The sequence below is a fragment of the Micromonospora sp. bgisy143 genome, from assembly GCF_057708145.1.
In genome coordinates this window covers 343,908-369,615 of record NZ_JBYIRN010000002.1, presented here as the reverse complement: position 1 = coordinate 369,615, position 25,708 = coordinate 343,908, and the positions used below count along the sequence as shown (strand labels likewise).

Below are 25,708 nucleotides of genomic sequence, written 5' to 3'. Positions count from 1 at the left end.
GTCGGATCCCGGACAGATGCATCCGCATGATGCGGGCCACGGGCAGCCCTGGTTGCTGCACTTGGCTGGCGTATGACTCGATGTTCGACCTGCCAGTCAAGTTTGCGCGGAGTGGCGTTATTGCCAGCCGCGGACAGGCTGCCGACTTACTCCGTGCCTTGTACCCATGGTCCCTGGACCATTAGAGTCAGCCACTCGAGAAGGTGCGGCTCCCTGAGGCGTTACGAACCAAGACGTCGAAGATTGGTCCGCCTTCCCAGTCTGGCTGCAACTTGGTGACCTTGCACCAGCCCCAGGAGCGGTACGCGCTCTGAGCGGCGACATTGTCCGGCCGGGCCAGCAGCGTGGTCCGGCGCTCTTTCCGGGCTGACAACAACTCATCGTGCAGCGTTGCAGCGATGCCTCGACGTTGCCAGGCAGGGTGGACCATCAGCTCGCTTATCGCGAATGTGCGCGTCCCATCCTCGTCGGTGAACCCAGGCGGGACGGGGTCATGGATGCCTTCCCACCATCGCGTCTCGGCGGGAAGTGGAAACCCGTAGATGTAGCCGACCAGGCTAACGTTCACCTCGGCGGTGACCAGCTCCCACCCCGCTCGCTGCATGTGCAGGTCGAGCTGACGCCGGTAGCGGTCCTCGCTGTGGAACTCGCCTCCGCCCGCGTAGACCTCCAGATAGAGACTTACGAGCTGGTCCAGGATGTCCGTGGCCTCTCCGGCATCTCGATGGCGGAGTTGCACGCCCTCCATCACACGGTTACTACTTGGTCGTAGGCGTCGACGAATTCGCGGGTCGTTGCGGTGGCATTCCCTGGTGCCGCAAGCTTCGCCCGCACCTGCGCAAGATTCCGGCTCACCCGCCCAGACTTCATCTGGCACACCGCCGGCAGGACGTCCAGGGCGATGCGCGCCGCTTCGTTGGTGTCACCCTGCTGGTACGCCGCGTCGGCGAGGTCGATTGTGTAGAGGACCTGATTGCGCCGATAGCCCGGCGATGGGCTAATAGTGATCGCGCGGAACGACGAAGCGGCGCGTTCGGGTCTACCCAGGGCGAGGTAGGAAAGTCCTTGGATGCCGCTCAATTCCTGCTCGTCCACGAAGTCGACAAACCCCGGATCGTCGTCGTGCGGCCCGCGATCCAGCTCGCGGCGAGCCTTCGTCATCTCCCGGCTGAACCCGCTTGCGTCCCTGAGGACGGCGTAGGCGTGTGCCTTCCGCAGGTGCAGCAACGTGCTGAGTCGAGGCGTGCCCCATCCGGCGGAGACGCGCATCGCCGCCTCGGCGCAGTGCAGTGACTCGCCCGGTTGGCTCTCGCGTAGTAACAGAGACAACAGTGCCAATGCTCTCACCTCCACCCGTGGATCGTCCGCGATGCGGGCGCGCGTGATGGCCTCGTTGAGGAAAGGTCGGGCTTCCGGACGGCGTTCGGCGTCGATGGCGAGCCACGCCGCCTGGATGCCGAGGTCAGCCAGGGCGCCTTGCAGGGCGTCCCCGACCTCTCGGCTGTAGTTCGCCTTGGCGGCCCAGACCGACAGTCGGGCGTGCACCTGGATGGCGACGTCGCAAAGTTGGCCGGCTCCTACTGCGGCATCCGCCTGCCGGAGGTCATTGACCAGCGAGCCGGCCAGCCGCACCTGTTCCGTGCCCATGTTCCCGGGTACGTCGGTGGGGCTTGTGAGCAAGTAGGGATGGCCCGCCGCGGCGAGTCCGGTGAGCGCGGCCAAGATGTTGAAGTGTCTGCGGTCCGTGACGCCACCCCCTTGGCTTGGTGCCTGTTCCACGTTAACTGCCACGGTCGCTGGATCGCCCCGCTCGACCGCCTGCTCGTCGCGACGCACGCAGACCACTTCGCCGTCCGAAGGGCTTGCATCGACCCAGCACTGCTGGCCGGGAAGGCGGAACCAGAGACTGCCCGCCGGTATCCCGAGGACCTTCGCCCAGTGCGCCAGCCGGTCCAGGTGCACGAGCGGCGGGCCGTTCTCCACCCGACTCAACTGCGCCTGCGTGATCCCCAACCACCCCGCCACCACGGTCTGCGGCAACGCGACCCGCCCGTGGTACGGATGGCAGCGGTACGCCCGGATCACCCGCCCCAGATGCCGCTCGGCCAGCGCGAGTCGCACCGGTTCGTGGTCCCAGAAGTTCGCCGGCACCACCGGCGGCGCGCTCAGCCTGTCCCGTTCGGCGGCCTGGCACGGCGTACACCGTCCGGTGTCGTTGTCCCGGGCCAGCCGTCCGCCGCACCGAGGGCAGTTCGCGTGAGTCACCGGCGGCTCCGTCCGTCTCGCCACATCGAGCGTATCCATTGAACACGCTGCGTGGAGCGCTGGTATACGCGCGACGCATATCGTCAGGGGACGGCCGGATGAGCGAACTCAGGACTGGCGCACCGCCCGCAGCGCCTCGATGACCACGCCCCAACGCCCCGGCCCGTTCACCGAGTTCAGCGGCTTGCCGTCGGCCACGATCACGCCGGCGGCGCGCAGAACCGCCAGGTGACCCGCGTAGGCGGGGTGCGCGGCCAACTCCTCCTTGGTGTGCGGGAACGCGATGATCGGCAGCCCCGCGCCCAGCGACTCGTTGAGGACGCCGAGCGCCAACGTGTCGTTGATGCCCAACGCCCACTTGGTCACCGTGTTGAACGTGACCGGGGCGGCCACCACCACATCGGCGGGCGGGTGGGGCTCGGGGTCGCCGGGCATCCGCCACTCCACGCGTACCAGATAGCCGGTTTTCTCTTGCAACGCCGCTCGGTCGAGCCATCGTGCGGCGGTCGGGCTGACGATCATGCAGACCCGCCACCCGTCGGCGATCAGGAGGTCGACCAGCTCGTCGATATTTTCCGCCGGACCCGCGGCGCAGACGACCAGGTACAGCACCGGGCGTTCCGTCATGCCCGCAGTCTGCCCGATTCGAGAGTCGGAGCGTGGAGCGCATACCGATCCCGTATGCCGTCGACGATCACCGTGACATGCCGTTGTGCCTGGTCAGGCGTGACAGTCGCTGCATGGTCCGGGGCGGGTGCTCGGCCTCGGAACTGTGCCGGCCCTCATCGGCGCAGCTCCTCCCGCCCCGGTGCCAGCCCACGATTCAACGACTTGGAGCCGGTATGCCCACCGTGATCGACGACGACCACCCGGCCTGCGCGAGTCTGGCCGCCGCCTGGGCGTCGGTCGACGCGCGTGCCGCCGCCGACTTCTGGTGCACGGTCGAAGACCGCCGGACCGGTCTGCTGCCGCACCGCGACGCGCCACTGTTCTTCACCGCGCTGGGCCGCCTCCTGGCCGGTGGTGACGCCCCGGCGAACCGGGCGGCGCTGCTCCGGGTGCTCGGCCGCGCGTACCGTCACTTCGACCTGCTTCCGCACGCCACCACCATTGGCGACGCGTTGCTCGCCACCCTCGCCCGCCACGCCCAGCCAGTGTGGACGCCACAGCTCACCGTCGTCGCCGAGCGCGCCCTGTGCCGCGCCACGCACGCCATCCGCCGGGCCGCCGCCCACACCGGCAACGGCCGGGCCTGGTGGCATGTCGAGGTGATCGGCCACGATCGGCCGTCGCCCGACATCGCCATCCTGACGGTACGTCCCTTGCGACGCCTGCCCTTCCAGCCAGGTCAGGCCGTGCCGGTCTGCACGCCGCGTCTGCCGGGGCACTGGCGCTGGCTCTCGCCGGCCAACGCCCCGCGCGCCGACGGCACCGTCGAGCTGCACGTCCGTGCCGTGCCTGCCGGCACCGTCTCCCACCGTCTGGTCCATCAGGTACGCCCCGGTGAGCTGCTCTGGCTCGGCCCGCCCGTCGACACCGGCCTGAGCCTCGACCCGGCGGGCACCAACGATCTGCTGCTCGTCGCCGGCGGCACCGGGCTGGCGCCGCTGCGCGCCCTGGTGGAGCAGGTCGCCGCCGCACGGAACGGTCAGGGGGTGACGTTAGTGGTCGGCGCGCGCACGTTCACCGACCTGTACGACGCGATCGCCCTCGACAAGCTTCAGTGCGCTCACGACTGGCTGACCATCGTGCCGGCCTTGTCGGCTGACCCCTGCGCCGAGCCGGCCGAGCAGGGCGGTGCCCTGACCGTCGCCCTCGACCATCACCAGCCCGGCCAGGACATCTACGTCTGCGGCCCACCCGCCATGGTGGCCGACGCGCGGTCACGGCTGTGCGCCCTCAACATCCCCTCGGCCCGCATCCACCTGCCCGAAGGGTTCACCCACTGACTGCCGTGCCTTCTCATTGATCGATCACCATGAGAGGCTTAAACGCCTGAGAGTGTTCGTCTCGGTGCGGGGGGTAAGCGGCGTGCGGGGTGCTGACGGTCCGTCCGGGTGGTCGGTCGAGAAGTTCGGGCTGCCTCTGGCAACCTCCCTGCGCACTCTGGTCCCGGCGGCGCTGGGCCGCGCGGTCGAGCTCGCGCAGGGTGCGCGCGACGCATCGGAGTTGGACACCGACCACGCCTTCGGCCCCGTCCGGTGGAAGCAGCAGTACGAGGTGTTGCACGAGTACCTGCGCGACCTCCCCGACGTGGTCGGTGTCCATCCGCCCGGTGCCCAGGTGCGGGTCACCATCTGTCGGGGGCATCTTCTGTTGCCCTGGCGGTACGCGACTCGGAGCGATGTCGACATGCGCGACGCTCGTCCGGGGCGTGACCTCAACCGGCTGATCCGAGACCTGCTGATCCTCTTCGGGCCTGAGCCGGGTCATGAGGAGGTCACACTCCCGCTGATGCCGCTCACACCGGAGGAGGCTCGTGACCGCTCAGCTCAGCGGGAGGCCGTGGAGCAGTTGACCGACGAGCCGAGGGTGCTGCTCGTCGGGTTCGCCTGCAACTCCGACGACGGTCTGCTCCGGGTCTCGTGGGGCGAGGCCGCTCTGCTCAGCGGCAACGAACTCAGATGGGGCCACGTCGAGGACCTGCCAGTCGCGCGAGCGCGATGACAGCGACACGGGACCGCGAAAAATGATTCAGGTCAGTAGCGTCTGGGCGTGCCCGACATCCCTTCCGGCGATCCGCTGTCCGGCTTCAGCTCCGCGCGTCCCTACACAAGGGACGCCGCCGATGAGGCTCCACGCATGCCCGGCGTTCACGTGGTCATCGAGGACGGCACGGTCGTCTACGTCGGCTCGACGGGAGATCTACGTCGACGTCTTCGCCAGCATCTGACCGGCAATCGGGGCTCATCGGTCCTGCACGAACAGGTCGGCCGATTGCTCGACCAGCGCGGTGCCCGGGCGGGTGCTGCCGACGTCGCAGACTGGCTGTCGCACTGCGACCTCCGCTGGCTGCGGACAGACGCTACGCATGAAGTGAAGGATGCGCTGGTCGCGTCCCTTGGACCTCGTTTCAACAGGCAGGTGCCGAAGGAGTCGGGGTTGCCCGGAGTCTCCGCGAAGCAGCGCCAGTTCGATCGCCTGAAGTCCAGCCGGTACTACGGTGGAGTGCTCGATGCGGTCCGCGCGTATCTGCACGTCGCTGTGCCCGACGCCGCTGACAAGGAGCGGGAATATTGGGCGCTGTCCTGCCTGCCGGCGACCTTTGCCGGCCGACTCGCCGCAGTCAGCATGAAGCGGATGGAGACGTTCGTTCTGGCCGAGCCCGCCGAGCCGGCCGAGCACTCGCTGATCAGTGGCTTCGTCATCGTCAGATGGTCGGCCCTACGCCAGCACTGGCCGACGTTTCAGGCGTTCGTGGACGCCTTCCCCGATCTGGCCATCGGCGACTCCGACTACGCGGACCCTGGGCCGGACCAGGTCCGGGTCGATGGCTGGCATCACGACCTGATGGCCGCTTTCCGCGACGACCGATTCGCCGCGGCCGTGCGTGCTCTCACCGAGCCGCTGCTGAGAGTCCGAACCCTGCACGCCGCTGGACACAACGACCAACTCGCCGAGCAGGTGTTGAACAAGGTACGGCCGGCGCAGCCCGACAACCTGGATAGGTCCCCGGACGACAGCAGCGCCGGCGAGTCGGACGATGCGTCCGAGGGGCGGCGTAGGAGGCTGGCCGAGGTCACCGCACGGCAGGGGCAGGCAGACTTCCGCCGCCGGCTCATGACGGCGTACGGCAACCGCTGCGCGATCACCGGGTGCGATGCTGAGGCCGCGCTTCAGGCGGCACACATCGACCCGTACGACGGACCGGCCACCAATCAGGTGAACAACGGCCTCCTGCTCCGCGCTGACCTGCACAACCTGCTCGACCGAGGGTTGATCTGGATCGACGAGTCGTACGTCGTGCACGTGGCGGCAGGTATCGCGCACTACTCCGGCTACCACGGTCAGCAAATCCGCCTGCCGGAGAGTGCCGATGACCGGCCAGACCTCGAAGCGCTCCTTCGGCACCGACGGGCCGTCGCTCGCATTCCCTGACCCGTGCGACGCCAGAGCCAGTGGGCGGGACAGTCGGGAGTAGGTCCCCGTGAAGCGATATACCTGTGAGTCATAACTGTGACTCACAGGTATATCGCTCGACAGGGCATGGCCCGCCGGACCGGCCGCACTGGCCGGTGCGTGGTCAGGACGACGTGTCGCCGAACTCGCGTACCCCGTCGACGTCGAGCGTGATCCGCCCGTTCTCGGCCCACTGGCCGCTGGCGGCGAGCCAGCTCGGGTCGTCGCGCTCGTCGATGTCACTCCAACTGTGCCGGTGGTGGCGTAGCTGGATCGGTCCGGTCGAGGCACCCGGGGCGAGCGTCCCGCTGGTGAAGGTCAGCTCGACCCAGCCCGGAACCGTGGTGCCCGGGACCGGATAGCCGGGCGGCGTTCCCGGTGGCACGAAGAACACCAGCGTCTGCCGGACCTGGTCGCAGCCCAGCGCGGCCCAGTCGCAGTTGGTCACCAGCGACGTGTTGCCGCCCTCGAAGCGCAGGTGATACCGCACCCGTACGGTGCTCAGGTCAAGTGGTCCGTCGCCGGTGTTGGTGATCCGGAGGACGTACTGGATCTGGTTGTTCGTCGGTGACCAGTCCAGGTTGCGGTAGCTGACCGTGGCGCGGCCGGCGGCGGTGCGGACGGTCGTCGTGGCGGAGCTGTCGGAGTAGCCGCCGGGCGCGCGGGCGGCGACCGCGATCCGGTACGTGGTGCCGGGGGCCAGGTCGGTGAGCGTGAGGGTGGTGGCGGTGGTGGTGCCGAGGAGGCGGTACACGTGGGGGCCGAGCGGCACCTGCACCTCGTAGCTGATCGGGCCGTCGCCGGTCGGTTCACCCGCCCAGGCGGCGGGTGTCCAGGTCAGGGTGAGCTGGTGTGGCTCGTTGGTCAGCACGGTTGGACTGCCGGGGGTGGTCAGCGCCGGGATGTCGTCGGCGCGGGCGGGGGCGGCGAAGGACAGGCTCGCGAGCGCGGCGAGGAGGACGACGGCGGTGGCACGGCGGGAGCGCATGACCCGAATCGTATCCACAATCAATAATGATCAATGCCTATTCCCACGTGGTGGCGCTATGGCTTAATGGGAAACGCATCGGCACCGCCGTGGCGCATTGTCGGAATGTTGTGCCGACTCCACCTGGCGATTAATCGTGGTTTCTTCATACGCTGATTCGACTGCGCCCACATCGCGAGGTGTCGAATGGTCATTCCTCGTCCTGTTCGCACGCTGCTCGCCGCCGTACTCAGTGGTCTTTTGATCGTTTCTTCGGCGCCCGGCCCCGCTCGCGCCGCGGCGGTTGTCGGTCCGGAAATGGCGGCGTATCTGGCCGCGCATCCGGGCGGAAAGGCGATCAGCGACAACGAGATCAGCTACGACGGCGGGATGTTCGTCGTCAGCCTGCGACGGCCGATCGGCACGTTCGTCGCGGCCGACTGCCCCTCGGGTTGGTACTGCTTCTACGAGTGGCCGAACTACGGCTACCCCCGGGGTCGGCTCTCCGACTGCGGCCGGCAGAGCCTCGCCACCTGGCAGTGGCAGTTCCGGGTCGAGTCGGCGCACTACAACCTCGGCAGCGGCTCGGTGTCGTTCTACTACTACGACACCCGGCTCTTCGACATCGGTGCGGCCAACCGGGTCCGTAGCGACGCGGCGCCCTACCGGAACTGGCCGAACTACGTGCAGCGTCGCTGTTGAGGTCCGCCGAGCGGTCAGGCGCAGCCCGGCCCGGCGGTCCGATCGGTCCGCGCCTTGCTGCGGATGAGCACGTACTCGACGATTTGGTTGCCGGCCACCGTCGTCGTCTCGTGGCTCAGCAACTCGCCGGTGTGCGGGTCGAACTGCACCGTCTCCCGGCGGCCCAGGCTGTCGTCGGCGCTGAAGGCCAGGCCGGGTCGGTCGTCCCAGTCCGGGTACACGCCCCGGTCCTGGATGTCGGGCGTCGCGGCCAGCTCGGACAGCAGCGCCGAGACCTGAGCCGGGCTCAGCAGGTGGTAGCGGAAGATGCGGCTGACCACCGTGAGCATCCCGGCGGCGGTGCGTAGCTCCGGCGGCAGTTCGCCCAACTGGTCGGCGAGTTGCCGACGCAGCTCCACCGGGTCGGCCGAGGGCACCGGCGGAATCTCGGAAAGGTCGCCCCGACCGTAGGGGGCCGACATGGGCTTGCCGGAGGGATGGCCGCCCTTCACCACGGTGACGGTCCGACGGCCGGAGAGGGCGGGGGTCCACCACAGCTGTTCGTCCCGGTAGCTGTCCCGATCGACCCCGGGCGCGAGGTCCGCGGGTGACCAGGTCCGCAGACAGGCGACGGTGTACGACCCGTCCGCGACCGTCGCGGTCAGCCCGGCCACCGCCAGCGCGAGGTCCGCGAGACGCCGTCCACCCCCGGTGTACGCCGGGGTGCTGCCCGCCGACGACCGGGCACCGGGTGGGGACTCCGTCGTCGGGGCGACCCCGGTCTCCCCGCGTCCCCGGATCGCGGAGCTGCCGACCGCGACCAACGGGGTCAGCGACACCCCGCCGAGCAGGATGGCCAGGACGGCTCGCCGCAGTTTGGGCGGCAGTCGGCTGATCCGGCTCGGACCCGGCGGCACCACCGAAGGCCCCTCGCCCACTGGGCAGCGGGGTCGCGGGATCGCGTTCGTCCGCGCGGCGACGACGTGCCGAGGTGCCGGCCGGTTGACGCGCCGTTCTCCGTCACGCAGGACCGGCCGGCCCGACCCACCGGCGCGGGACGCGCTGGGGGCGTTCCCCGTCGGTGCGCCCGACCGGTTGCCGGTCGGGGCGTTGCCGGTCGTTGCGGAGCCGGGTCGGCCGCCGTCCGGCTTCGGGGTCGTCCGGTTGCTCGCCGGCGTGCCTCCCAACGCGGCGGGGACACCGGGGTGGCGGTGCGACGTGCCCTCGTCGGTGCCGGCGGCCGGCGAGGGCCGGGACTTCCCGTGCCAGCCGCCGGGTGTCGGCCGCTGCTGGATCGGGATCGTCCCCCAGGGCCACGCCGGCGCTTCCGGGTCGGCGGGAGGTCGGGCCTGGTCGGCAGGAATGCGGTCCAGCGTCACGCCGCGGTTCTGCTGGCTTGGCAGCGGCCCCACCGCGTCGAACCGGGCCGACTGGTCGTTGCTGGACGACGGCCACGCCAGGGCACCGGACAACGGCAGGGTCGGCAGGCCGGCCGACGCGGGCGGTACGAGCCCACGGCGGAACTCCCGGTGGTAGGCGCGTGCCGCGTGTGCGGCCAGTCGGAGGTACCAGGCGCGCCCCTCGGTGCCAGCGTCGTCGTAGGTGCAGCAGATCAGCGCCTGGCTCAGCAGGCTGAGTAGGTACTGTGCCCGCCAGATCGACGCCCAGCCGTTCTCCTTGGCGAGGGCTGACCCGACCGCGCAGCTCGCCCTGATCACCTTGGCGGTCAGGGCGGGTAGCCGCTGCGAGGCGCGACCGGCCGGATCGATCAGCAGGGCGCGCAGGGCGTCGGCCTGGACGGTGCGGGGACTCTCGGCCACGTCGGTCAGGGCCAGATCGAGGAGCAGGCTGCACAGGTCACGGGTGAGCGGCGCGTCGACCGCGAAGCGGTCCATGTCGACGAGGCAGAACTTCTTGACCTGCACGTGGCCGGCGAGCGAGCAGGGGTAGAGGACGTTGCGCCCGTGCAGGTCGCCGTGCGATGCCCCGCAGAGCTGGTCGAGCTGCCCGTCACCGAAGAGAGATCCGGCGGCGACGAAACGGAGCGGGTTGGGCACCACCACACCGCTCGCCGAGTCGTACAGCCACTCGGCGGCGAGATCGCCGAGACCGAGCGCCATGACGGCTGCGTACACCTCGGCCTCGGCGTCGACCAGCTCGCGGCGGACGAACCGGCTGACGGTGGTCGGGGTGATCCGCCGTGCCGGGCGGTGCCACCGCCACACCCCGTCGAGCAGGGCGCGGTAGGCATCCTTGGAGTACTCGTCGTCCACCTCGGCGAGCGGTACGACCTTCTCGGCGCCGCGCGCGATGGCCTGGAACATCAGGTACCGGCCGTCGCCGACCGGGTGCGGCGGGTACGGCTGGGGGACCAGGTGGCGCTCGGCGAACTCCGCGTCGAGCCGGAACGCCCGCGCGTGCCGGGCGGTCTCCTCGCGCGCCTGACGGGCCGACAGGAGCTTCACGTACAGCAGTTCGGGGTCCTGGCCGTCGCTGCGCTGCACGATCACCGGGATCAGCTGCGCCCCGCTGCGCCCGCGCAGTCGGATGCCGTTGCTCGGCGCACGGACCGTGGCGTCACGCCCGGTCGCCCAGTCCAGCAGCGCGACCGAGACCGTCGCATCCAATATGTACTCTTCGAACTCGTCGCCGAGGCCGTCGCCCATGTCCGCCGTTGGACCTTCCACGAGTGGTGAAAGTGGACGCGGACGAGCAGGGGTGGCACGTCCGAGTGAGGGATGCGCGGGTGGGCGCGAGCCTCAAGCTACCGCAATTTTCGGGCGAACGCGGTATTAATTCGCAGCCGGTCCCGCATCTACTTAAAGGTAATAAAGCATTACTTTGCGCGTGTGCGGCAGCGCATTCCGTGACATCAAGAAAGGTGGATATAGGATCGTCACGGAAAGGGAGGTGCCGGTGACTGAACGCATGGAACCCCTGCTCCAGCGGCAGCGCCGTCCCGACATGATGGCGCTGCTGCACGCCATGTCGGTCTGCCACCGGCGCGCGCAACGGCTCGACAACCTGCGAATGGCACTCTCCGTCGCGATCGGAGTCGGCGGTGCCGTCGTCGCGGTCACCGGCGTGTCGGCGGTCGGCATCACCGCCGCAGGCGCCCTCTGGGCCGTCGTCAACGCGATCGGGCTCGGTACCTGGTCGACCGGCCAGATCCGCCGGGCCGCCACCCTTCAGGAGATGTTCGACGTACGCCTCTTCGACCTGCCCTGGAACACGGTCGCGGCGGGTGAGCCGCTCGGCCCGGAAGAGGTGAGCCGGCTGGACCGCGCCTACCGGGGCGACGAGCGCTATCTCCGGGACTACTACGAGGTGCCGCACCTGCCCCGCCCGTACGACGTGCTCGCCTGCCAGCACCAGAACCTGGGGTGGGGCGCGCGGGTCCGCCGACGGTACGCGTACACCGTGCTCGCCGGAGTGGCGCTCTGGGCCGCCGTCGGCGTCGTTTTCGCGGTGTCCGCCGAGCTGACCGTCGCCGACCTGCTCACCCAGTGGTTCGTCCCGTCCCTCGGCGTCCTCCTGCTGGGCGTGGAGATCTACCGGGGTCAACGCGACGTCGCCGCCGAGCGGCACCGCGCGCTCGCGATTCTGCAGAGGCAGATAGTCGCCGCCGTGCAGGGCGAGGATCCCGACACCGAGTCCCGGCTGCTCACCCTCGCCCGGCAGACCCAGGATCTGATCTTCCAGAGTCGGCGGGGGCAGGCACGCGTACCCGACTGGTTCTTCCGACGGTTCCACGCCGCCGACCGGGTCGACTTCCAGGCCGCGATGGTGAGCCTCGCCGAACTGCTGGGCGCCCGTCCGCCGGCTGCCCGCACCGACTGAGCAGTCGGGGCCACGGTACGGCGGTACTCGCCTCCCATGCGTTCCCAAGATGCGCGCGCGGCAGATAGGCGCGCGATACCGCGATATGGCGTCAGCGGACGGCGTGCGCGAGTGCCCGACCGTAGCGTCCGAACGGCGCAGGTCTTCAAGCGCCCGACCTGAGGGAGGTAGCCATGCCGAGTCCGTTACCGGGGGAGCAGGCCCCGATCATCGTGCAGCTAGACCGGTGGCGGGCGGGGGTACCGCCGGACGCCTGGCCGGACAGTCTGCCGGCGAGCGGCGAGATCTGGCGACAAGACGTCTTCGCGGTGGCCGATGCGTACCGCACTGGCTCCGCGAGCCCTCGCCAACTGCTGACCGCTGTGCTGGTCTGGGGTTACGGACCCATCGGGTACGGGCCGTGGCGCGCTGCCAGGTCGCTCGACGCCGACCCCGATGGCAAACGCCTGGCGTACGCGCTTGAGGCGGTGTCCGCATCAGCGCCCGACGAGGCGGCGCTGGGCACCGCGTACCGCCGTTTCCGCGATCCCAACCACGCTCGTCTGCCGTGGCTGGGACCGGGACTGTTCACGAAGGTCCTCTACTTCGTCGGCTACCGGCGTGGGCTGGGCGGTGTGCAGCCGCTGATCCTCGATCACGTGGTGGCCGGTCGCCTCCCCGCCCAGGCCGGGGTGACCCGGCGCAACGGTTGGTCGCCCGACGAGTGGCTGGCCTATCTGCGCTGGGCCACCGAGCAGGCGCAGCGCAGGGGCGTCGAGCCGGACGCGGTGCAGTTGGCGGTCGTGCACGACACCGAGGCGGCTAGGACGTAGCGCCGAGGCGGGCGTCGAGGGCGTCGAGGTCAGGTACGAACCAGATGTGCTCGCCCCGGTTCGACTCGTGTACGAGAGCGCGCAGCGCCGAACTTCCCGCGAGCTGCGTCGAGATGTCGCCCACCACGGCGAGCCGCAGCCGGTAGTTGACGAACTTCTGCATCACCTCGCCCGCGAAGCGGGTGCCGAGCGAGAAGAAGCGGGCGTCGAGTCGGTTGGCGGGTACGGCGACCACCTGTGCGCCGAGGAAGGCCGCGCCGATCAGGTCCAGCGCGTCCTGCTCGGTGGCGATCGGCGGGCCGGCGGGGTCGCAGACCAGCACGTGGACCCCGGCGCGTTGCTGCAGCTCGTCAGGCATCGGTGACCTCCCGGTTGAACAGGCCGTTGTCGGCGGTGAGGACGGCGTCGAGCAGGTGCAGCAGTTCGGCGGTGCCGGCGGGATCGCCGATGATGATGATCTTCAGCCGGCGTCGCTGGTCGTCGTGCACGGTCTGCACCCGCAGCGGGTTGGCGGGGTCGTGGCCGGTGTTGGCGCTGGCGAGCACGAGCGTGCCGAGCCGGTCGGCGGCGGCCCGGTCGACGCCGTCGACCTGCACGATGCTCGACACCTCGGCCGCTGCGGTGGTGGTCGCGGCGGCCGGGGTCTGCCCGGTGAGGGCGTTGAGGTCCCTGGCGGCGATCCGGTACTGCTTGCCGATCCGTACCGCCTTCAGCCGGCCGGACCGGATGTAGCCGCGCACGGTGCGCACATGGAGCCCGAGCCGCTCGGCTACCTGCTCGACCGAATACATGTCATCCTTCATCGCTCCCTATCCTAGCCGAACAGGGAATGTTAGGGAGTGATGGGGAAGGTTACCGAACCTGAATCGTTGACGACATCAGCTCCAAAGGGGCTGCGACACACTCCTCCGGCGGCGCACCCGGTGACGTCAGAAGGCGTGAGCTGCGGCGCGGAGAGCAGCGCGAGGATCCCCCGCCTGTCGGATGGGTCCAGTACCGTCTGGAAACCATGGACGCGCGGGGCGGCGACGCCATCATCGGGCGGGATCACCCCGCAGGCCTGCTGCGCGCCGAGCTGGACCGGGCTGCCACCAGCCACGGTGGTCTCGTCCTGGTCACCGGCGAGCCGGGCATCGGTAAAACCACCCTCGTCACCTCGGTGGCGCGGGAAGCCCGCCGACGCGGGGCGCTCGTGCTCGGCGCGGCCTGCTGGGACTCCGACAGCGCCCCCGGCTACTGGCCGTGGGTGCAGGTGCTGCGGGCCCTGCGCCGCTCCGCCGACGACTGGGCGCTCGCCCGCCCGGACGCCGAACCCGCCCTCGCGGCCCTGCTCGGCGAGACCGGCACCGGTGACGTACCCGGCCTCAGCGCCGCCTGGTCGGCCCGCGACGGCCAGGACGTCGCCGACCAGGAGGCGTTCGCCCTGTACGACGCCGTGACCGCCGCGCTGGTCGCCGTCTCCGCGCACCGGCCGGTGGTGATCGTCCTCGACGACCTGCACTGGGCCGACCCGGCCTCGCTGCGACTGCTCGGGTTCGCCGCCCAGCACACCTGGTTCGAGCGCCTGTTACTGATCGGCACGTACCGCGACGCGGAGGTCGAGGCCGCCGACCACCCGTTGCGCCCGCTGCTGCTGCCCCTGGCCGCCAAGGCCACCACGATCACCCTGAGCGGTCTGGCCCGCGACGAGGTGGCCGCGTTGATGGCGCGTACCGCCGGTCGGGAACCCGCTCCCGACCTGGCGGACGAGGTCCACCGCCGCACCGGCGGCAACCCGTTCTTCGTCGAGGAGACCGCGCGGCTGTGGCACGCCGACGGCACCACCGGCGCCATCCCGCCGGGCGTACGGGAAGCGGTGCGGCGGCGGCTCGCCCAGTTGCCCGCCGCGGTGGTCGAGGCGCTGACCGTCGCCGCCGTGCTGGGTCGCGAGTTCCACCGGCAGGTCCTGGCGGCCAGCGCGGCGATACCGGTGGCACGCGTCGACCGGCTGCTTGACGACGCGGTGACCGCCCGGCTCGTGGTCGCCCGGGGTGGCGGACGGTTCACCTTCGCGCACGACCTGGTTCGCGAGACGCTGTACGACGGGCTCAGCACCGAGGACCGGCAGGCCCGGCACGCCGCGGTGGTCCGGGCGGTGGACCCGCCGACGGCGCTCACCGACCGGCTGATCCCGGCCGACCTGGCCCGCCACGCCTACCTGGCCGGCGCGGCGCTGGACCGGGCCCGCGCCGTCGAGTTGCTGACGGCCGCCGGGCGAGACGCGTTCGCCCGGCTCGCCGCCGACGAGGCGGGGGTGCACTTCCGCCGCGCGTTGGAGATCGTCGAGGACCCCGCGCAGCGGATTCGGCTGCTGGTGGACTTCGGCGAGGTGCAGTACCACCATGCCGGCCGAGCCGACGCCGTACGCCTGCTGGCCGAAGCCGCGACGCTCGCCCGTACGCTCGACGACCCGGTGCCGCTGGCCCGCGTCGCGCTCACCGTGCACCGCTCCCGTCAGGTGGACACCACCCACGCGGTCGACACGACGGACCTGGTCCGGGAGGCGTACCAGCGGTTGATCGGCGAGCCCGCCCCCACCGCGTCGGCGGGCACCCTGGTGGCGGATCTGATCACCGCGACGGAGACGATCGCCCGTCGGGGTCGCGACGACGAGGCGCTCACCTTCAGCCTGTGGGCCCGCCACGACACCACCTGGGGTCTGGGCACCGCTGCGGCGCGCGCCGCGCTCACCGCCGAGATCCGGGACGTGGCCCGCCGCTCGGGCGATCGGGAGACCGAGCTGTGGGCCACGTCGCTGCGCTGGGTGGCGTTGCTGGAGCTGGGCGACCCGCACTTCATGGCGGAGTTCACCACCTTCGTGACCGTGGGTCAGCAGGGGGAGTTGGCGCGTCCCCGAATGGCGGCGGCCGTCGACGGCGGGATCATCGCGGCGTTCCGGGGCGACTTCGCCGAGGCGGACGAGCGGTTCCGGGCCATCGTCGACCTCTCCGACCCGGGGCACGCCGAATTCGCCTTCATGGGTCACCACCTGCGCTGGGCCCGGCTGCTATTGCAGGGGCGCTTCGACGAGATCGACGCGCTGCTGCGCGAGTGGGCACCGGCCGACTACCCGTACCGGGAGCTGCTGTCGGCCATCACGGCGGCCGAGCGTGGCGACGACGAGCAGGCGGTGCGGCTGACCGCCGGCATCCAGGCCGCCGGCATCGGCTATCCGCGTCCGGTCTCGCCGCTGTGGCTACGCCTGCGCGCCCAAGCCGCCGCCGCGTCCCGTGATCCGCGGCGCTGCGACGACGCGCGGACCGCGCTCGTCCCGTACCGGGGACAGTGGGCGGTGGGGCTGTTCGGCTGCGACATCAGCGGGCCCATCGACCACTGGCTCGCCGTGGTCGACGCCGCGCAGGAGCGGTGGGACGACGCGATCGCCGGGTTCACCGCGGCCCGTGCCGCCGCCGACCGGATGGGCTCCCGACCCTGGTCGCTCATCGCCCGGGCCGGGCTGGTGAACGCCCTCGCCGGCCGCGACCAACCGGGCGACGCCGCGACGGTGGCGGAGTTGCGCGCCACCACCGTCCGGGAAGCCACCGCCCTCGGCATGCGGCAGGTGCTCCTGCGGCTCGCCGACCCGAGACCAACCCATGTCGAGCCGGGCGACGGCGGGCCAGACCATGCCGCCGGCCCCGGCTACGTCGAGCCGGGCCACTCCTCCGGCCGGGTCGGAGACGCCGGTCCGGGCCAGGCCGCCGGTCCGAGCGAGGTCGTGGGGGCAGGTCAGGTGGTCGGGGGAGGCCAGGCCGTGGGCCGGCGGCAGGTGACGCCGACCGACCCGACGATCGAGGGGTACGCGTTTCGACGCGACGGGCCGGTCTGGCAACTCGCGTATGCGGGTGTGGTGGCGCACCTGCCGGACGCCAAGGGCCTGCAGGATCTGCACCTGCTGTTGAGCCGCCCCGGCAGCGACATCCCGGCGGTGGAACTCCTCGATCCGGCCGCCGGGCCGGTGCTGGTGGCCGCCCGCCGGATGGGCGGCGATCCGGTCCTCGACGACGAGGCGAAGGCCCGCTACCGACGGCACCTGACCCGCCTCGACGACGAGATCGACCGGGCTGCCGCACACGGCGACACGGCGAAGGTGAGCGCGCTGGACGCCGAGCGGGACGCGCTGCTCGGTGAGTTGCGCGCCGCGGCGGGGCTGGCCGGCCGCAGTCGACGGCTGGGCGACGAGGCCGAACGCGCCCGCAAGACGGTCACCGCGCGGATCCGCGACACGTTACGCAAGCTCGACGACCGCCATCCCGCGCTCGCCAACCACCTGCGCGATTCGGTCTCCACCGGCACCACCTGCCGCTACCTCCCCCAATCCCGCCCACCCTGGCACCTCTAACCCCCGCCCCCACGCCCTCCCACGCCCCCACCCCCACCCGCGCCCCGCTCCCATCCTCGCGATCTTGCAGTTTCGGTTGTCGACTCGGGTGCTCTCGTGGCTTATGTCGCCACAGAAAGTGCAAGATCGCCGGGTGGTCGCTGCGGGGTCGTGTCGATCATGGAGTTGTGGTGCCCTGTTTGGTTAATTACGGGGTCCTTTGTCGCCCACCACAACTTCATGATCGACGGGGCGGGGTGGGGTGGGGCGGGAGCGGGGAGCGGGGGCTAGCGGCGGTTGTAGCGGTGCATGGTCAGGGTGCCGAAGATGACGACGAAGCCGGCGCTCCACACCAGGAGCCACATCGTGGCGGACGGGTTCGAGTCACCGGACATGACGGCGCGTACCGCGGCCACCAGCTGCGTCACCGGGTTGACCTTCACGAACGCCTGGAGCCAGCCGGGCATGGTGCTCGGCTCGACGAAGACGTTGCTGAGGAAGGTCAACGGGAACAGCACCATCATGCTGACCCCCATCACCGACTTCTCGCTGCGAAGGATCAGTCCGAAGAACGTCCACACCCAGGAGAACGCGAACGAGAAGACCACCAGCAGCCCGATTCCGGCGGCCACCCCGGCGACCCCGCCGGCGGGCCGGAAGCCGAGCGCCAGCCCGACCCCGAGGATGACCAGGGCGGCGAGGATGTAGCGCAGCACGTCGCCGAAGATCATGCCGACCAGCGCGGCGGGCCGCCAGACGGGCAGCGTGCGGAAGCGGTCGAAGATGCCCTTCTCGATGTCGGTGTTGAGGCCGATACCGGTGTACATGGTGATCATGACGACGCTCGTCACCATGATGCCGGGCAGGAAGAACTGCAGGTAGTCACGCGGGCTGTCCGCGAGGGCGCCACCGAACAGGTACGTGAACATCAGCACCATGATGATCGGGAACGCGGTCACGTCGAAGAGCTGCTCCGGCACGTGCTTGATCTTCAGCAGGGCCCGCCAGCCGAAGGTGAGCGACGCGCCCAGCGCGCTCGGCCGGTCCGGTCGGGCGCCCGGCGCGAGGACGGTCGCCAGCGCGTCCGCGGACGGCACGTACACCGACGGCGCCCGTCCGGTGGTACCGGCGGTCGTGGTGGTGTCGCTCATCGGGCTGCCTCCAACTCATCGTCACGCTCGTCGGCTGGTACGGCCGGGTGGTCGGTGAGGGCCAGGAAGACCTCGTCCAGGCTGGGCTGGCCGAGCGAGAAGTCGTCGACGACGATGCCGGCGCGGGCCAGGTCGCCGAGCGCGCGTGCCGCCTGCGCGCTGGCGTCCAGGTCGGTGCCGGCCTCGCCGACCCGGGCGGTCAAGGCCACCGGATCGGCGGCGAGCTGCACCGGCACGTTCAGCGCCGCCCGGAGCACCTGTTCGGCCTGGGGCCGCTGGCCGGGGTCGCGCAGTCGCAGGTGGACCGTGCCGGAGCCGACCGACGACTTCAGCTCGCCCGGGGTGCCCTCCGCGATCACCCGGCCGTGGTCGACGACCGCGATCCGCCCGGCGAGCTGGTCGGCCTCGTCGAGGTACTGCGTGGTGAGCAGCACGGTCGTGCCGTGGGACACCACCGCGCGGACGATCTCCCACACCTGGTTACGGCTGCGCGGGTCGAGGCCCGTCGTCGGCTCGTCGAGGAAGAGCAGGTCGGGAGTGTTCAGGATGCTCGCGGCGATGTCGATGCGTCGCCGCATCCCGCCCGAGTACTTCTTCACCTGGCGGTCGCTCGCCTCGGTCAGCCCGAACGCGGCCAGCAGCGCCGCCGCGCGTTCGCGGGCCGCCGGCTTGCGCAGGCCCAGCAGGCGGGCCAGCAGCACCAGATTCTCCGTGCCGGTCAGGTCCTCGTCGACCGAGGCGTACTGGCCGGTGAGGCTGACCCGGCTGCGGACCTTGTCGGCCTCGGCGACCACGTCGTGCCCGAAGACCCGCGCGGTGCCGCCGTCGGGGCGCAGCAGGGTCGCCAGCACCCGGACCGCCGTGGTCTTGCCCGCCCCGTTCGGCCCGAGCAGGCCGTAGACGGTGCCGGCGGGTACCCGCAGATCCATGCCGGCCAGCGCCCGGGTCTCCCCGAAGGCGCGGGTGAGCCCTTCGGCCTCGATGGCCAGGCCGGTGGCGCGTCTGTTCATCATTCATACCTCTCGTCCGATGGCCGGCGACGTCGTGGTCGGTGTGACCAACGACCCCGCCGTCCTACAGGCGCGAGGTGACGAGCGCCGCCCGCTAGATCGGAACTAGCGGGCGTCGTTCCGGGACGGAATGTCGGTGGGTTCGGCTTGACTGGGGTCGACGAAGGGGACGGAATGACGCAGGTACGCATCGAGCCGTGGCACGAGGATGATCTCGATCTGCTGCGGCAGCTCAACTCACCGGACACGCGCCAACACACCGGCGGCCCGGAGACCGACGAGCAGGTGCTCGCCCGACACGACCGGTACGTGCACTTCGCCGAGGGCGGGCAGGGCGGCATGTTCACCGTGGTGCTGCCGGACGGCACGCGCGCCGGCAGCGTCGGCTACTGGGCCCGTGAGTGGCGCGACCAACCGGTGTACGAGCTGGGCTGGGCGGTGCTGCCCGCGTACCGGGGGCAGGGGCTGGCCACCGTCGCGGTGCGCGCCGCTCTCGACGTGGCTCGCGCACGACGGGACCGGCGCCACGCGCACGCGTACCCGTCCGTCGACAACCCCGCCTCGAACGCGGTCTGCCGCAAGGCGGGCTTCACCCTGCTGGGCGAGACGAACTTCGAATATCCGCCCGGGCAGCTGATGCGGGTCAACGACTGGCAGCTCGACCTGACCGCCCCGCCGGCCGACGGCTGAGGTCGGCGAGGCGGCCGGCGCGGCTCACCAGGTGGTGTCGAGGCGGTGTCGCTGCTCGGCGGTCAACTCCAGTTCCACTGCGGCCAGGCTCTCCTCGAGCTGGGCCACCGAGGAGGCGCCCACCAGCGGAATCGACGGCAGGTCGCCGCCCAGCAACCAGGCGAGCACCACCTGGTTCACCGTCGCGCCGGTCTGCCCGGCCACCTCGCGCAGGGCGGCCAGCCGCCGGGGCGCGCTCGGCAGGTCGTACGCGGCGCTGAGCGGCTTGTCCGCCCGGGTGAACGCCCCCTTGAGCAGTGGCGAGTACGCCACCAGGGTCAGTTCCGGCTCGGCGCGCAGGTAGCTGAGCAGGTCGCCGCCGACACCGCCCGGCTCGCCGTCCGGGTCCAGCTCGCTGACCAGGTCGGTGCGGCTGGGCAGGTAGCTGCGGTGGTACTGGAGCACCTCGTACCCCGGCAGGCCGGCGGCCGCGGCGAGCGAGCGGGCCCGTTCCACCCGCCACGCGCGGTGGTTGCTCGCCCCCAGCAGGCCCACCGTCCCCTCGGCGACCAGTTCGGCGAAGCCCGTGACGGTCTCCGCGAGCGGCACCGTCCGGTCCTCGATGTGCGCGTAGAGCAGGTCCAGCCGTTCCACGCCGAGCCGGTCACGACTGCGCTCCGCCGACTCGCGGATCACCTTCGCCGACAGGCCCTCGGCGTTGTCCAGGTAGCTGGTGCCGGGGGCCAGTGGGCGGGCGCCCAGCTTGGTGGCGATGACGATCTCGGTGCCGATGCCTCGGCTGCGCCGCCACCGTCCGAGCAACTCCTCACTCTGGCCGCCCTGCGAGCCGTCGACCCAGAACGCGTAGTTGTCCGAGGTGTCGATGAAGGTGCCGCCCGCCTCGACGTACCGGTCGAGGATCGCGTACGAGGTGGCCTCGTCGGTGGCGCTGCCGAACAGCATGGCCCCGAGGCTGAGCACGCTGACCTCGCGCCGGGTCGCCGGATCGGTGCCGATCGTGCGGTACCGCATGGGATCTCCTTCCGGGTGCCCTGCCGACGGACACCCGAGGACCACCCTCGTACCTGGAGCGCACTCCAGGTCAAGCGCTCGTCTCACCAGGGGAGCACGCCGTACCCGCCACCGGCGTCCATCTGGAAGCCCCAGAGCAGCCCGCTCGGCCCGTCGGCCGGCAGCGTCGCCAGGTGCACGCTCACCTCGGCGCCCTGCTCGGGCGTACGGAAGCCGCTGTTGCCGTTGAAGTCGGTGGCGCAGTAGCCGGGGTTCGCGGCGTTCACCTTGATCGGGGTGTCCCGCAGCTCCTTGGCGTACATGGCGGTGAGCATGTTCAGCGCCGCCTTCGACGACGGGTACGGCACGGAGGTCAGCGCGAACAGCGCGCCGTCCGGGTCGGTCATCACGGCGATCGAGCCGACCTCGCTGGAGACGTTCACGATCCGCGCGGCCGGCGCCCGCCGTAGCAGCGGCAGCAGCGCGTTGGTGACCGCCACCGGGCCGAAGACGTTCGTCTCGTACAGCCTGCGCATCGTCGCCACGGTCGTCTCGCTGGGCAGCCCTCGGGTGCCGTCGGCGAGCACGATGCCGGCGTTGTTGACCAGCACGTCCAGCCGGCCGTACCCGTCCTCCACGAGTTTCGCGGCGGCGGCCACCGACGCGGCGTCGGTGACGTCCAGCGGCACGAACCGAGCGTCGGCGCCGCCGTCGCGCAGCTCCCGTTCCGCGGCGTGACCCCGCTCGGCGTCCCGCGCGCCGAGCAGCACGGTCATGCCGAGGGCGCCGAGCTGTCGGGCGGTGGCGAGGCCGATTCCCTTGTTGGCCCCGGTGATCAGGGCGGTCATGTTCGTCATGCCGACGAGCCTGCGCCCGCCGACGGCCGGCGGGGAGAGCCGCCGCGAGGCTGGGACCGGCGGTACCACCCTGGCCGACCCGGTAGGCGGCATGCTGGGAGGCATGACGAGCAGCGGCCTGCGACGTGACGAACTGGCGGCGTTCCTGCGCGCTCGCCGCGCCCGCCTGCGGCCCGCCGAGGTCGGCCTCCCCGACGGGGTACGGCGGCGGACGCCCGGGCTGCGTCGGCAGGAGGTCGCCCAGCTCGCCGGCATGTCGATCGACTACTACATCCGGTTGGAGCAGGGCCGGGGGCCGCACCCGTCCCGGCAGGTGCTCGCCGCGTTGGCCCGGGCGCTGCTGCTGAACCGGGACGAGCGGGAGTACCTGTTCCGGGTCGCCGGGGAGAACCCGCCGTCGGCGGTCGGCCCGAGCCGGGAGGTGCCGCCCGGGCTGCGGCACCTGCTCGACGCGATGACCGAGACCCCGGCGTACCTCGTCGACGCCGCGTACCACGTGCTGGCCTGGAACCGGCTGGCCACGCACTTCGTGGGGGATCTCGCGGCCGTGCCGCACGCGGAGCGCAACATGATCCGCTGGACCTTCCGGCAGCCGATGTCCGACGCGCACTGGTCCGACGCCGACGCACGCCGGTTCGTGCACACCACGGTCGCGGACCTGCGCGCCGCCTACGGCCGCTACCCGGCCGATCCGGCGATCCGCGAGTTGGTCACCGAACTGCTCGGCGCCTCGCCGCGCTTCGCCCAGCTGTGGGCCGAGCACGAGGTCGGGGAGCGCCGTCCCGTCGTGAAGCGGGTGGCTCATCCCGACTTGGGGCCGTTGGAGTTCGAGTGCCGCGTGCTGCTGGTGCCGGAGACCGAGCAACGCTTGATCGTCTACGTCGCCACGCCCGACTCGCCGACCCAGGCGGTGTTCCGCCGACTCGCCGAGCGGGTCGACAGCTGACCCGACCACGAACAGCGCGCTGCCCCGGAGTCACCACTCCGGGGCAGCAATACCCGCAGGTCAGCGAGGTACGTAGGCGAAGGTGTCCGGGTTCGGGCCCTGCCGCCCGGCCTCGCCCTTGTCCAGTCCGGTGATCCGCTCCATCGCCGCGTCGTCCAGCTCGAAGTCGAAGATCCCGGTGTTCTCCTCGATCCGCTTCGGCGTGGTCGACTTCGGGAAGATGATGTCGCCGCGCTGTACGTGCCACCGCAGCACCACCTGCGCCGGCGTGCGGCCCACCTGCTCGGCGATGTCGACAACCGTCGGGTCGTCCAGCACCTTGCCCTGCGCGATCGGCGACCACGCCTCGGTGAGGATGTTGTGCTCGCGGCCGTAGGCGCGAACCTCGTCGTTGGTGAAGTACGGGTGCGCCTCGATCTGGTTGACCGCCGGCACCACGCTCGCCTCGTCGGCCAGCCGCTGCAGGTGCGGCACCTGGAAGTTCGACACGCCGATGGAGCGGGCGCGGCCGTCGCGCTGGAACTCCTCGAGCACCTTCCAGGTCGAGACGTAGTCGCCGTCGTACAGGGTCGGCAGCGGCCAGTGGATCAGGAACAGGTCGATGTAGTCCATCTTCAACGCGGACAGCGTCGAGTCGAACGCCTTGCGGGCGTCGTCCGGGCGGTGGAAGCCGTTGTTCAGCTTGCTGGTGATGTACACCGAGCCGCGGTCGAGGCCGGACATGCGGACGGCCTCGCCGACCTCGGCCTCGTTGCCGTACATCTCGGCGGTGTCGATGTGCCGGTAGCCCACCTCGAGCGCCGTGGACACCGCCGCCGCGGTGTCCTTCGGCTCGATCTGGAACACCCCGAAGCCGAGCTGCGGAATGGTGGTGCCGTCGTTCAGGCTGATGTCAGGAATCGTGAGTGCCACTGCGGCTCCTTCGCGTCTTCGTTACCCGTTATCCATACCCGGGCGGTTGGACGATTCACCGCCCAAAGCGGGGTGACGAGCGCAACGGCGATCCGGTTCACCCGGTCGTGTCGAACAACACCGGCCAGGGCCGTGCCGCCGGCAGCGAGGACGACATCCGTGGCGCGGGCGGCGCCGGCTCGGCGGCGGCCAGCACCTCGGCGGCGAGCTGCCCGACCATCGCCGCCGCCGGGTGCGCCGACCGTTGCGGCCAGGCCGCCGAGGTGCGCTTGGTCAGCGACGCGTCGGCGATCGGTCGCCAGGCGATCCGGGGCTCCCGGCGGGCCAGGGTCGCGGGTTCCACCGCGACCCCGCCGCCGGCCAACACCAACCCGAACAGGAACTCCGGATTGCGCGCCGGACGCACCCGCGCCGGCCGCCACCCGTGCCGCCGACAGACCGCGAGCAGGTGGTCGTGCCAGCCCGGCGCGGTGGCCCGGGGCGCGGCCACCAGGTCCAGGTCGGCGAGCGCGGCGAGCGGCACCTCCCGGCCGCGCGCCAGTGGCGAGGCGCGCGGCAGCAACACCCCCAGCGGTACGTCGACGGGGGCGCCGAAGCGCAGCCCGTCCGCGTCGATCGGATGGTGTACGAGCCCCACGTCCAGGCTCCGCTCGCCGAGCATCCGCACCTGCTCGGCGGTGGTCAGCTCGTGCAGCTCCACGTCCAGGCCAGGCGCTCGGGAGGTGAGCTGGTCCAGCAGCGCCCGCAGCGTCACCGCCGGGGTCTCCGGCGGCACACCGGCGCGCAGGACGCCCAGCTCACCCGCGCGGACCTGGACCATGAGGTTGCGCAGCCGGCCCTCCCCGGCGAGCAGTTCCTCGGCCTCGGCGAGCAGCAGACCGCCGGCGGTGGTGAGCCGCACCTGACGGCGGGAACGGTCGAACAGCTCGACGGCCAGCTCCCGTTCCAGCCGTTGGATCGACTGGCTCAACGGCGGCTGGGCCATGCCGAGCCGGTCGGCCGCCCGTCCGAAGTGCAGCTCGTGGGCGACCACCACGAAGTGCCGCAGATGTCGGAGCAGGTCCACGGCCGGACCCTACGCCAGCGGCCGCGCACCGCCACTGGATACCGTGCCGGCGTGGACATGGGGGAGCGGATCGAGGCCATCTTCGCGGACGCCGGGGTGACCGGCAGCCTGCACGTCGTCGATCTGGACGCGGCGGGTCGGGAGGTCGGGCTGCGGGCCGACGAGCAGGTGGTGATCGCGTCGATCTTCAAGATCCTGCTGGTGCTGGAGTTCGCCCGGCAGGTCGACGCGGGTCAACTCGACCCGACCGAACGCGTCCTGGTCGCCGCCGACGACCGGCTCGGCGGGTGGGGCCTGGCCGGCTGCGCCGACGACGCCGAGGTGTCGTTACGGGACCTCGCGTACTTCGCCATGTCGGTCAGCGACAACACCGCCGCCGACCTGCTGCTGCGCCGGGTCGGCCCGGATCTGCTGCCGATGCTCGCCGCCGAGCTGGGCCTCACCCGTACCCGCGTGCTCGGCGGCCCACGGGAGCTGGTCGAGATGATGCTCGCCGACGTGGGGGCGCGTACCGAGGCGGAGTTCGCCCGGATCTTCCCGACCCTGCCGGCGGACGAGGTCCGGGCCATGCGGGTCTTCGACCCGCAGCGCACCACGTCCAGTACGGCGCGGGACATCACCCGGCTGCTCACCCTGATCTGGCGGGACGAGGCCGGGTCTGCGTCGGCGTGCGCGATGGTCCGCGCCTGGATGGCCCGGCAGCTCTTCTGGACCCGCCTGGCCGCCGGTTTCCCGCCCGCCGTGCGGGTGTCCGGCAAGACCGGCAGCCTGCCCGGACTGCACCTGGAGGCCGGAGTTGCCGAGTACCCCGACGGCGGCCGGTACGGGATCGCCGTCTTCGCCCGCGCGGACGACCTCGCCCCGCGCCGGATCGACGTGGACCTGGCCGTCGGACGGGCCGCCCGCATCGCCGTGGAGGCGCTGCGCGGCGACTGATTTTCCGGGGTGTCCAGCGGTGAGTCACCCGCGCTGAGCAGGCTCGATATGCGGTGACGTATCGACGGTGAGGGCGTTCGATCTTGGACCTGACGGTGCTGGCGCT

23 protein-coding genes are annotated in these 25,708 nt (G+C 71.2%); 10 read left to right on the top strand and 13 right to left on the bottom strand.

What is annotated here, in order from left to right:
- Positions 1–187: 187 nt before the first annotated feature.
- The 3 genes from AC3EN4_RS04635 to AC3EN4_RS04625 form a co-directional block, all read right to left on the bottom strand.
- Positions 188–748 (bottom strand): GNAT family N-acetyltransferase, encoded by a 561-nt coding sequence (locus tag AC3EN4_RS04635; protein WP_435204667.1) that lies wholly within the window; start codon positions 746–748, stop codon positions 188–190.
- Positions 748–2,265, bottom strand: coding sequence for a helix-turn-helix domain-containing protein (locus tag AC3EN4_RS04630; protein ID WP_435204666.1), 1,518 nt, complete (start codon positions 2,263–2,265; stop codon positions 748–750). The genes AC3EN4_RS04635 and AC3EN4_RS04630 overlap by 1 nt, the downstream gene beginning before the upstream one ends.
- A 108-nt stretch (positions 2,266–2,373) precedes the next feature.
- Positions 2,374–2,892 (bottom strand): flavoprotein, encoded by a 519-nt coding sequence (locus tag AC3EN4_RS04625; RefSeq protein ID WP_435204665.1) that lies wholly within the window; start codon positions 2,890–2,892, stop codon positions 2,374–2,376.
- A 215-nt stretch (positions 2,893–3,107) separates the two neighbouring features.
- Here AC3EN4_RS04625 and AC3EN4_RS04620 point away from each other — a divergent pair, with 215 nt between their 5' ends.
- From AC3EN4_RS04620 to AC3EN4_RS04610, 3 genes are all read left to right on the top strand, one after another.
- The gene (locus tag AC3EN4_RS04620; RefSeq protein ID WP_435204664.1) at positions 3,108–4,214 is read left to right on the top strand and encodes an FAD-binding oxidoreductase; all 1,107 of its coding nucleotides are present in this window, start codon (positions 3,108–3,110) and stop codon (positions 4,212–4,214) included.
- A gap of 82 nt (positions 4,215–4,296) precedes the next feature.
- Positions 4,297–4,932, top strand: a complete 636-nt coding sequence (locus tag AC3EN4_RS04615) for a hypothetical protein (RefSeq protein WP_435204663.1) — start codon at positions 4,297–4,299, stop codon at positions 4,930–4,932.
- 48 nt (positions 4,933–4,980) lie between these two features.
- On the top strand, positions 4,981–6,363 hold the full coding sequence (locus tag AC3EN4_RS04610) for an HNH endonuclease (protein WP_435204662.1): 1,383 nt from the start codon (positions 4,981–4,983) through the stop codon (positions 6,361–6,363).
- A 145-nt stretch (positions 6,364–6,508) separates the two neighbouring features.
- Here AC3EN4_RS04610 and AC3EN4_RS04605 read toward each other — a convergent pair whose 3' ends face one another.
- On the bottom strand, positions 6,509–7,372 hold the full coding sequence (locus tag AC3EN4_RS04605) for a cellulose binding domain-containing protein (RefSeq protein ID WP_435204661.1): 864 nt from the start codon (positions 7,370–7,372) through the stop codon (positions 6,509–6,511).
- A gap of 297 nt (positions 7,373–7,669) precedes the next feature.
- Here AC3EN4_RS04605 and AC3EN4_RS04600 point away from each other — a divergent pair, with 297 nt between their 5' ends.
- Positions 7,670–8,053, top strand: a complete 384-nt coding sequence (locus tag AC3EN4_RS04600; protein ID WP_435204660.1) for a peptidase inhibitor family I36 protein — start codon at positions 7,670–7,672, stop codon at positions 8,051–8,053.
- A gap of 14 nt (positions 8,054–8,067) precedes the next feature.
- On the opposite strand, the gene AC3EN4_RS04595 is transcribed toward AC3EN4_RS04600, so the two are convergent.
- Positions 8,068–10,698: a hypothetical protein gene (locus AC3EN4_RS04595; RefSeq protein WP_435204659.1), complete on the bottom strand. Its 2,631-nt coding sequence runs from the start codon at positions 10,696–10,698 to the stop codon at positions 8,068–8,070.
- A gap of 250 nt (positions 10,699–10,948) precedes the next feature.
- Between AC3EN4_RS04595 and AC3EN4_RS04590 the strand changes: the two genes are divergently transcribed.
- Together AC3EN4_RS04590 and AC3EN4_RS04585 are read left to right on the top strand one after the other, a co-directional pair.
- Positions 10,949–11,872: an S-4TM family putative pore-forming effector gene (locus AC3EN4_RS04590; RefSeq protein ID WP_435204658.1), complete on the top strand. Its 924-nt coding sequence runs from the start codon at positions 10,949–10,951 to the stop codon at positions 11,870–11,872.
- Between the two features lie 173 nt (positions 11,873–12,045).
- The gene (locus AC3EN4_RS04585; protein WP_435204657.1) at positions 12,046–12,684 is read left to right on the top strand and encodes an 8-oxoguanine DNA glycosylase OGG fold protein; all 639 of its coding nucleotides are present in this window, start codon (positions 12,046–12,048) and stop codon (positions 12,682–12,684) included.
- On the opposite strand, the gene AC3EN4_RS04580 is transcribed toward AC3EN4_RS04585, so the two are convergent.
- Positions 12,674–13,042 (bottom strand): DUF4180 domain-containing protein, encoded by a 369-nt coding sequence (locus AC3EN4_RS04580; protein ID WP_435204656.1) that lies wholly within the window; start codon positions 13,040–13,042, stop codon positions 12,674–12,676. The genes AC3EN4_RS04585 and AC3EN4_RS04580 overlap by 11 nt on opposite strands.
- Positions 13,035–13,487: a helix-turn-helix domain-containing protein gene (locus tag AC3EN4_RS04575; RefSeq protein ID WP_435204655.1), complete on the bottom strand. Its 453-nt coding sequence runs from the start codon at positions 13,485–13,487 to the stop codon at positions 13,035–13,037. The genes AC3EN4_RS04580 and AC3EN4_RS04575 overlap by 8 nt, the downstream gene beginning before the upstream one ends.
- Positions 13,488–13,693: 206 nt before the next feature.
- Between AC3EN4_RS04575 and AC3EN4_RS04570 the strand changes: the two genes are divergently transcribed.
- Positions 13,694–17,065, top strand: a complete 3,372-nt coding sequence (locus tag AC3EN4_RS04570) for an ATP-binding protein (RefSeq protein ID WP_435204654.1) — start codon at positions 13,694–13,696, stop codon at positions 17,063–17,065.
- Between the two features lie 266 nt (positions 17,066–17,331).
- Here the strand turns inward: AC3EN4_RS04570 and AC3EN4_RS04565 are convergent, their stop codons facing one another.
- Together AC3EN4_RS04565 and AC3EN4_RS04560 are read right to left on the bottom strand one after the other, a co-directional pair.
- Entirely contained in the window at positions 17,332–18,195 is an 864-nt protein-coding gene (locus AC3EN4_RS04565) for an ABC transporter permease (RefSeq protein ID WP_435204653.1), read from the bottom strand.
- The gene (locus AC3EN4_RS04560; RefSeq protein WP_435204651.1) at positions 18,192–19,205 is read right to left on the bottom strand and encodes an ATP-binding cassette domain-containing protein; all 1,014 of its coding nucleotides are present in this window, start codon (positions 19,203–19,205) and stop codon (positions 18,192–18,194) included. The genes AC3EN4_RS04565 and AC3EN4_RS04560 overlap by 4 nt, the downstream gene beginning before the upstream one ends.
- A gap of 174 nt (positions 19,206–19,379) precedes the next feature.
- On the opposite strand from AC3EN4_RS04560, the gene AC3EN4_RS04555 reads away from it, so the two are divergent.
- Positions 19,380–19,895 (top strand): GNAT family N-acetyltransferase, encoded by a 516-nt coding sequence (locus AC3EN4_RS04555; protein ID WP_435204650.1) that lies wholly within the window; start codon positions 19,380–19,382, stop codon positions 19,893–19,895.
- Positions 19,896–19,919: 24 nt separating this feature from the next.
- On the opposite strand, the gene AC3EN4_RS04550 is transcribed toward AC3EN4_RS04555, so the two are convergent.
- Complete coding sequence (locus AC3EN4_RS04550) at positions 19,920–20,906, bottom strand: aldo/keto reductase (RefSeq protein ID WP_435204649.1); 987 nt, start codon at positions 20,904–20,906, stop codon at positions 19,920–19,922.
- Between the two features lie 83 nt (positions 20,907–20,989).
- Positions 20,990–21,742 (bottom strand): SDR family oxidoreductase, encoded by a 753-nt coding sequence (locus AC3EN4_RS04545; RefSeq protein ID WP_435204648.1) that lies wholly within the window; start codon positions 21,740–21,742, stop codon positions 20,990–20,992.
- Between the two features lie 103 nt (positions 21,743–21,845).
- On the opposite strand from AC3EN4_RS04545, the gene AC3EN4_RS04540 reads away from it, so the two are divergent.
- Positions 21,846–22,688, top strand: coding sequence for a helix-turn-helix transcriptional regulator (locus AC3EN4_RS04540; RefSeq protein ID WP_435204647.1), 843 nt, complete (start codon positions 21,846–21,848; stop codon positions 22,686–22,688).
- Between the two features lie 60 nt (positions 22,689–22,748).
- Here the strand turns inward: AC3EN4_RS04540 and AC3EN4_RS04535 are convergent, their stop codons facing one another.
- Both AC3EN4_RS04535 and AC3EN4_RS04530 read right to left on the bottom strand, forming a co-directional pair.
- Positions 22,749–23,600, bottom strand: coding sequence for an aldo/keto reductase (locus tag AC3EN4_RS04535; RefSeq protein ID WP_435204646.1), 852 nt, complete (start codon positions 23,598–23,600; stop codon positions 22,749–22,751).
- Positions 23,601–23,697: 97 nt separating this feature from the next.
- Positions 23,698–24,666, bottom strand: a complete 969-nt coding sequence (locus AC3EN4_RS04530; protein ID WP_435204645.1) for a LysR family transcriptional regulator — start codon at positions 24,664–24,666, stop codon at positions 23,698–23,700.
- Between the two features lie 57 nt (positions 24,667–24,723).
- Between AC3EN4_RS04530 and AC3EN4_RS04525 the strand changes: the two genes are divergently transcribed.
- Complete coding sequence (locus tag AC3EN4_RS04525; RefSeq protein WP_435204858.1) at positions 24,724–25,602, top strand: serine hydrolase; 879 nt, start codon at positions 24,724–24,726, stop codon at positions 25,600–25,602.
- Positions 25,603–25,708 lie beyond the last annotated feature (106 nt).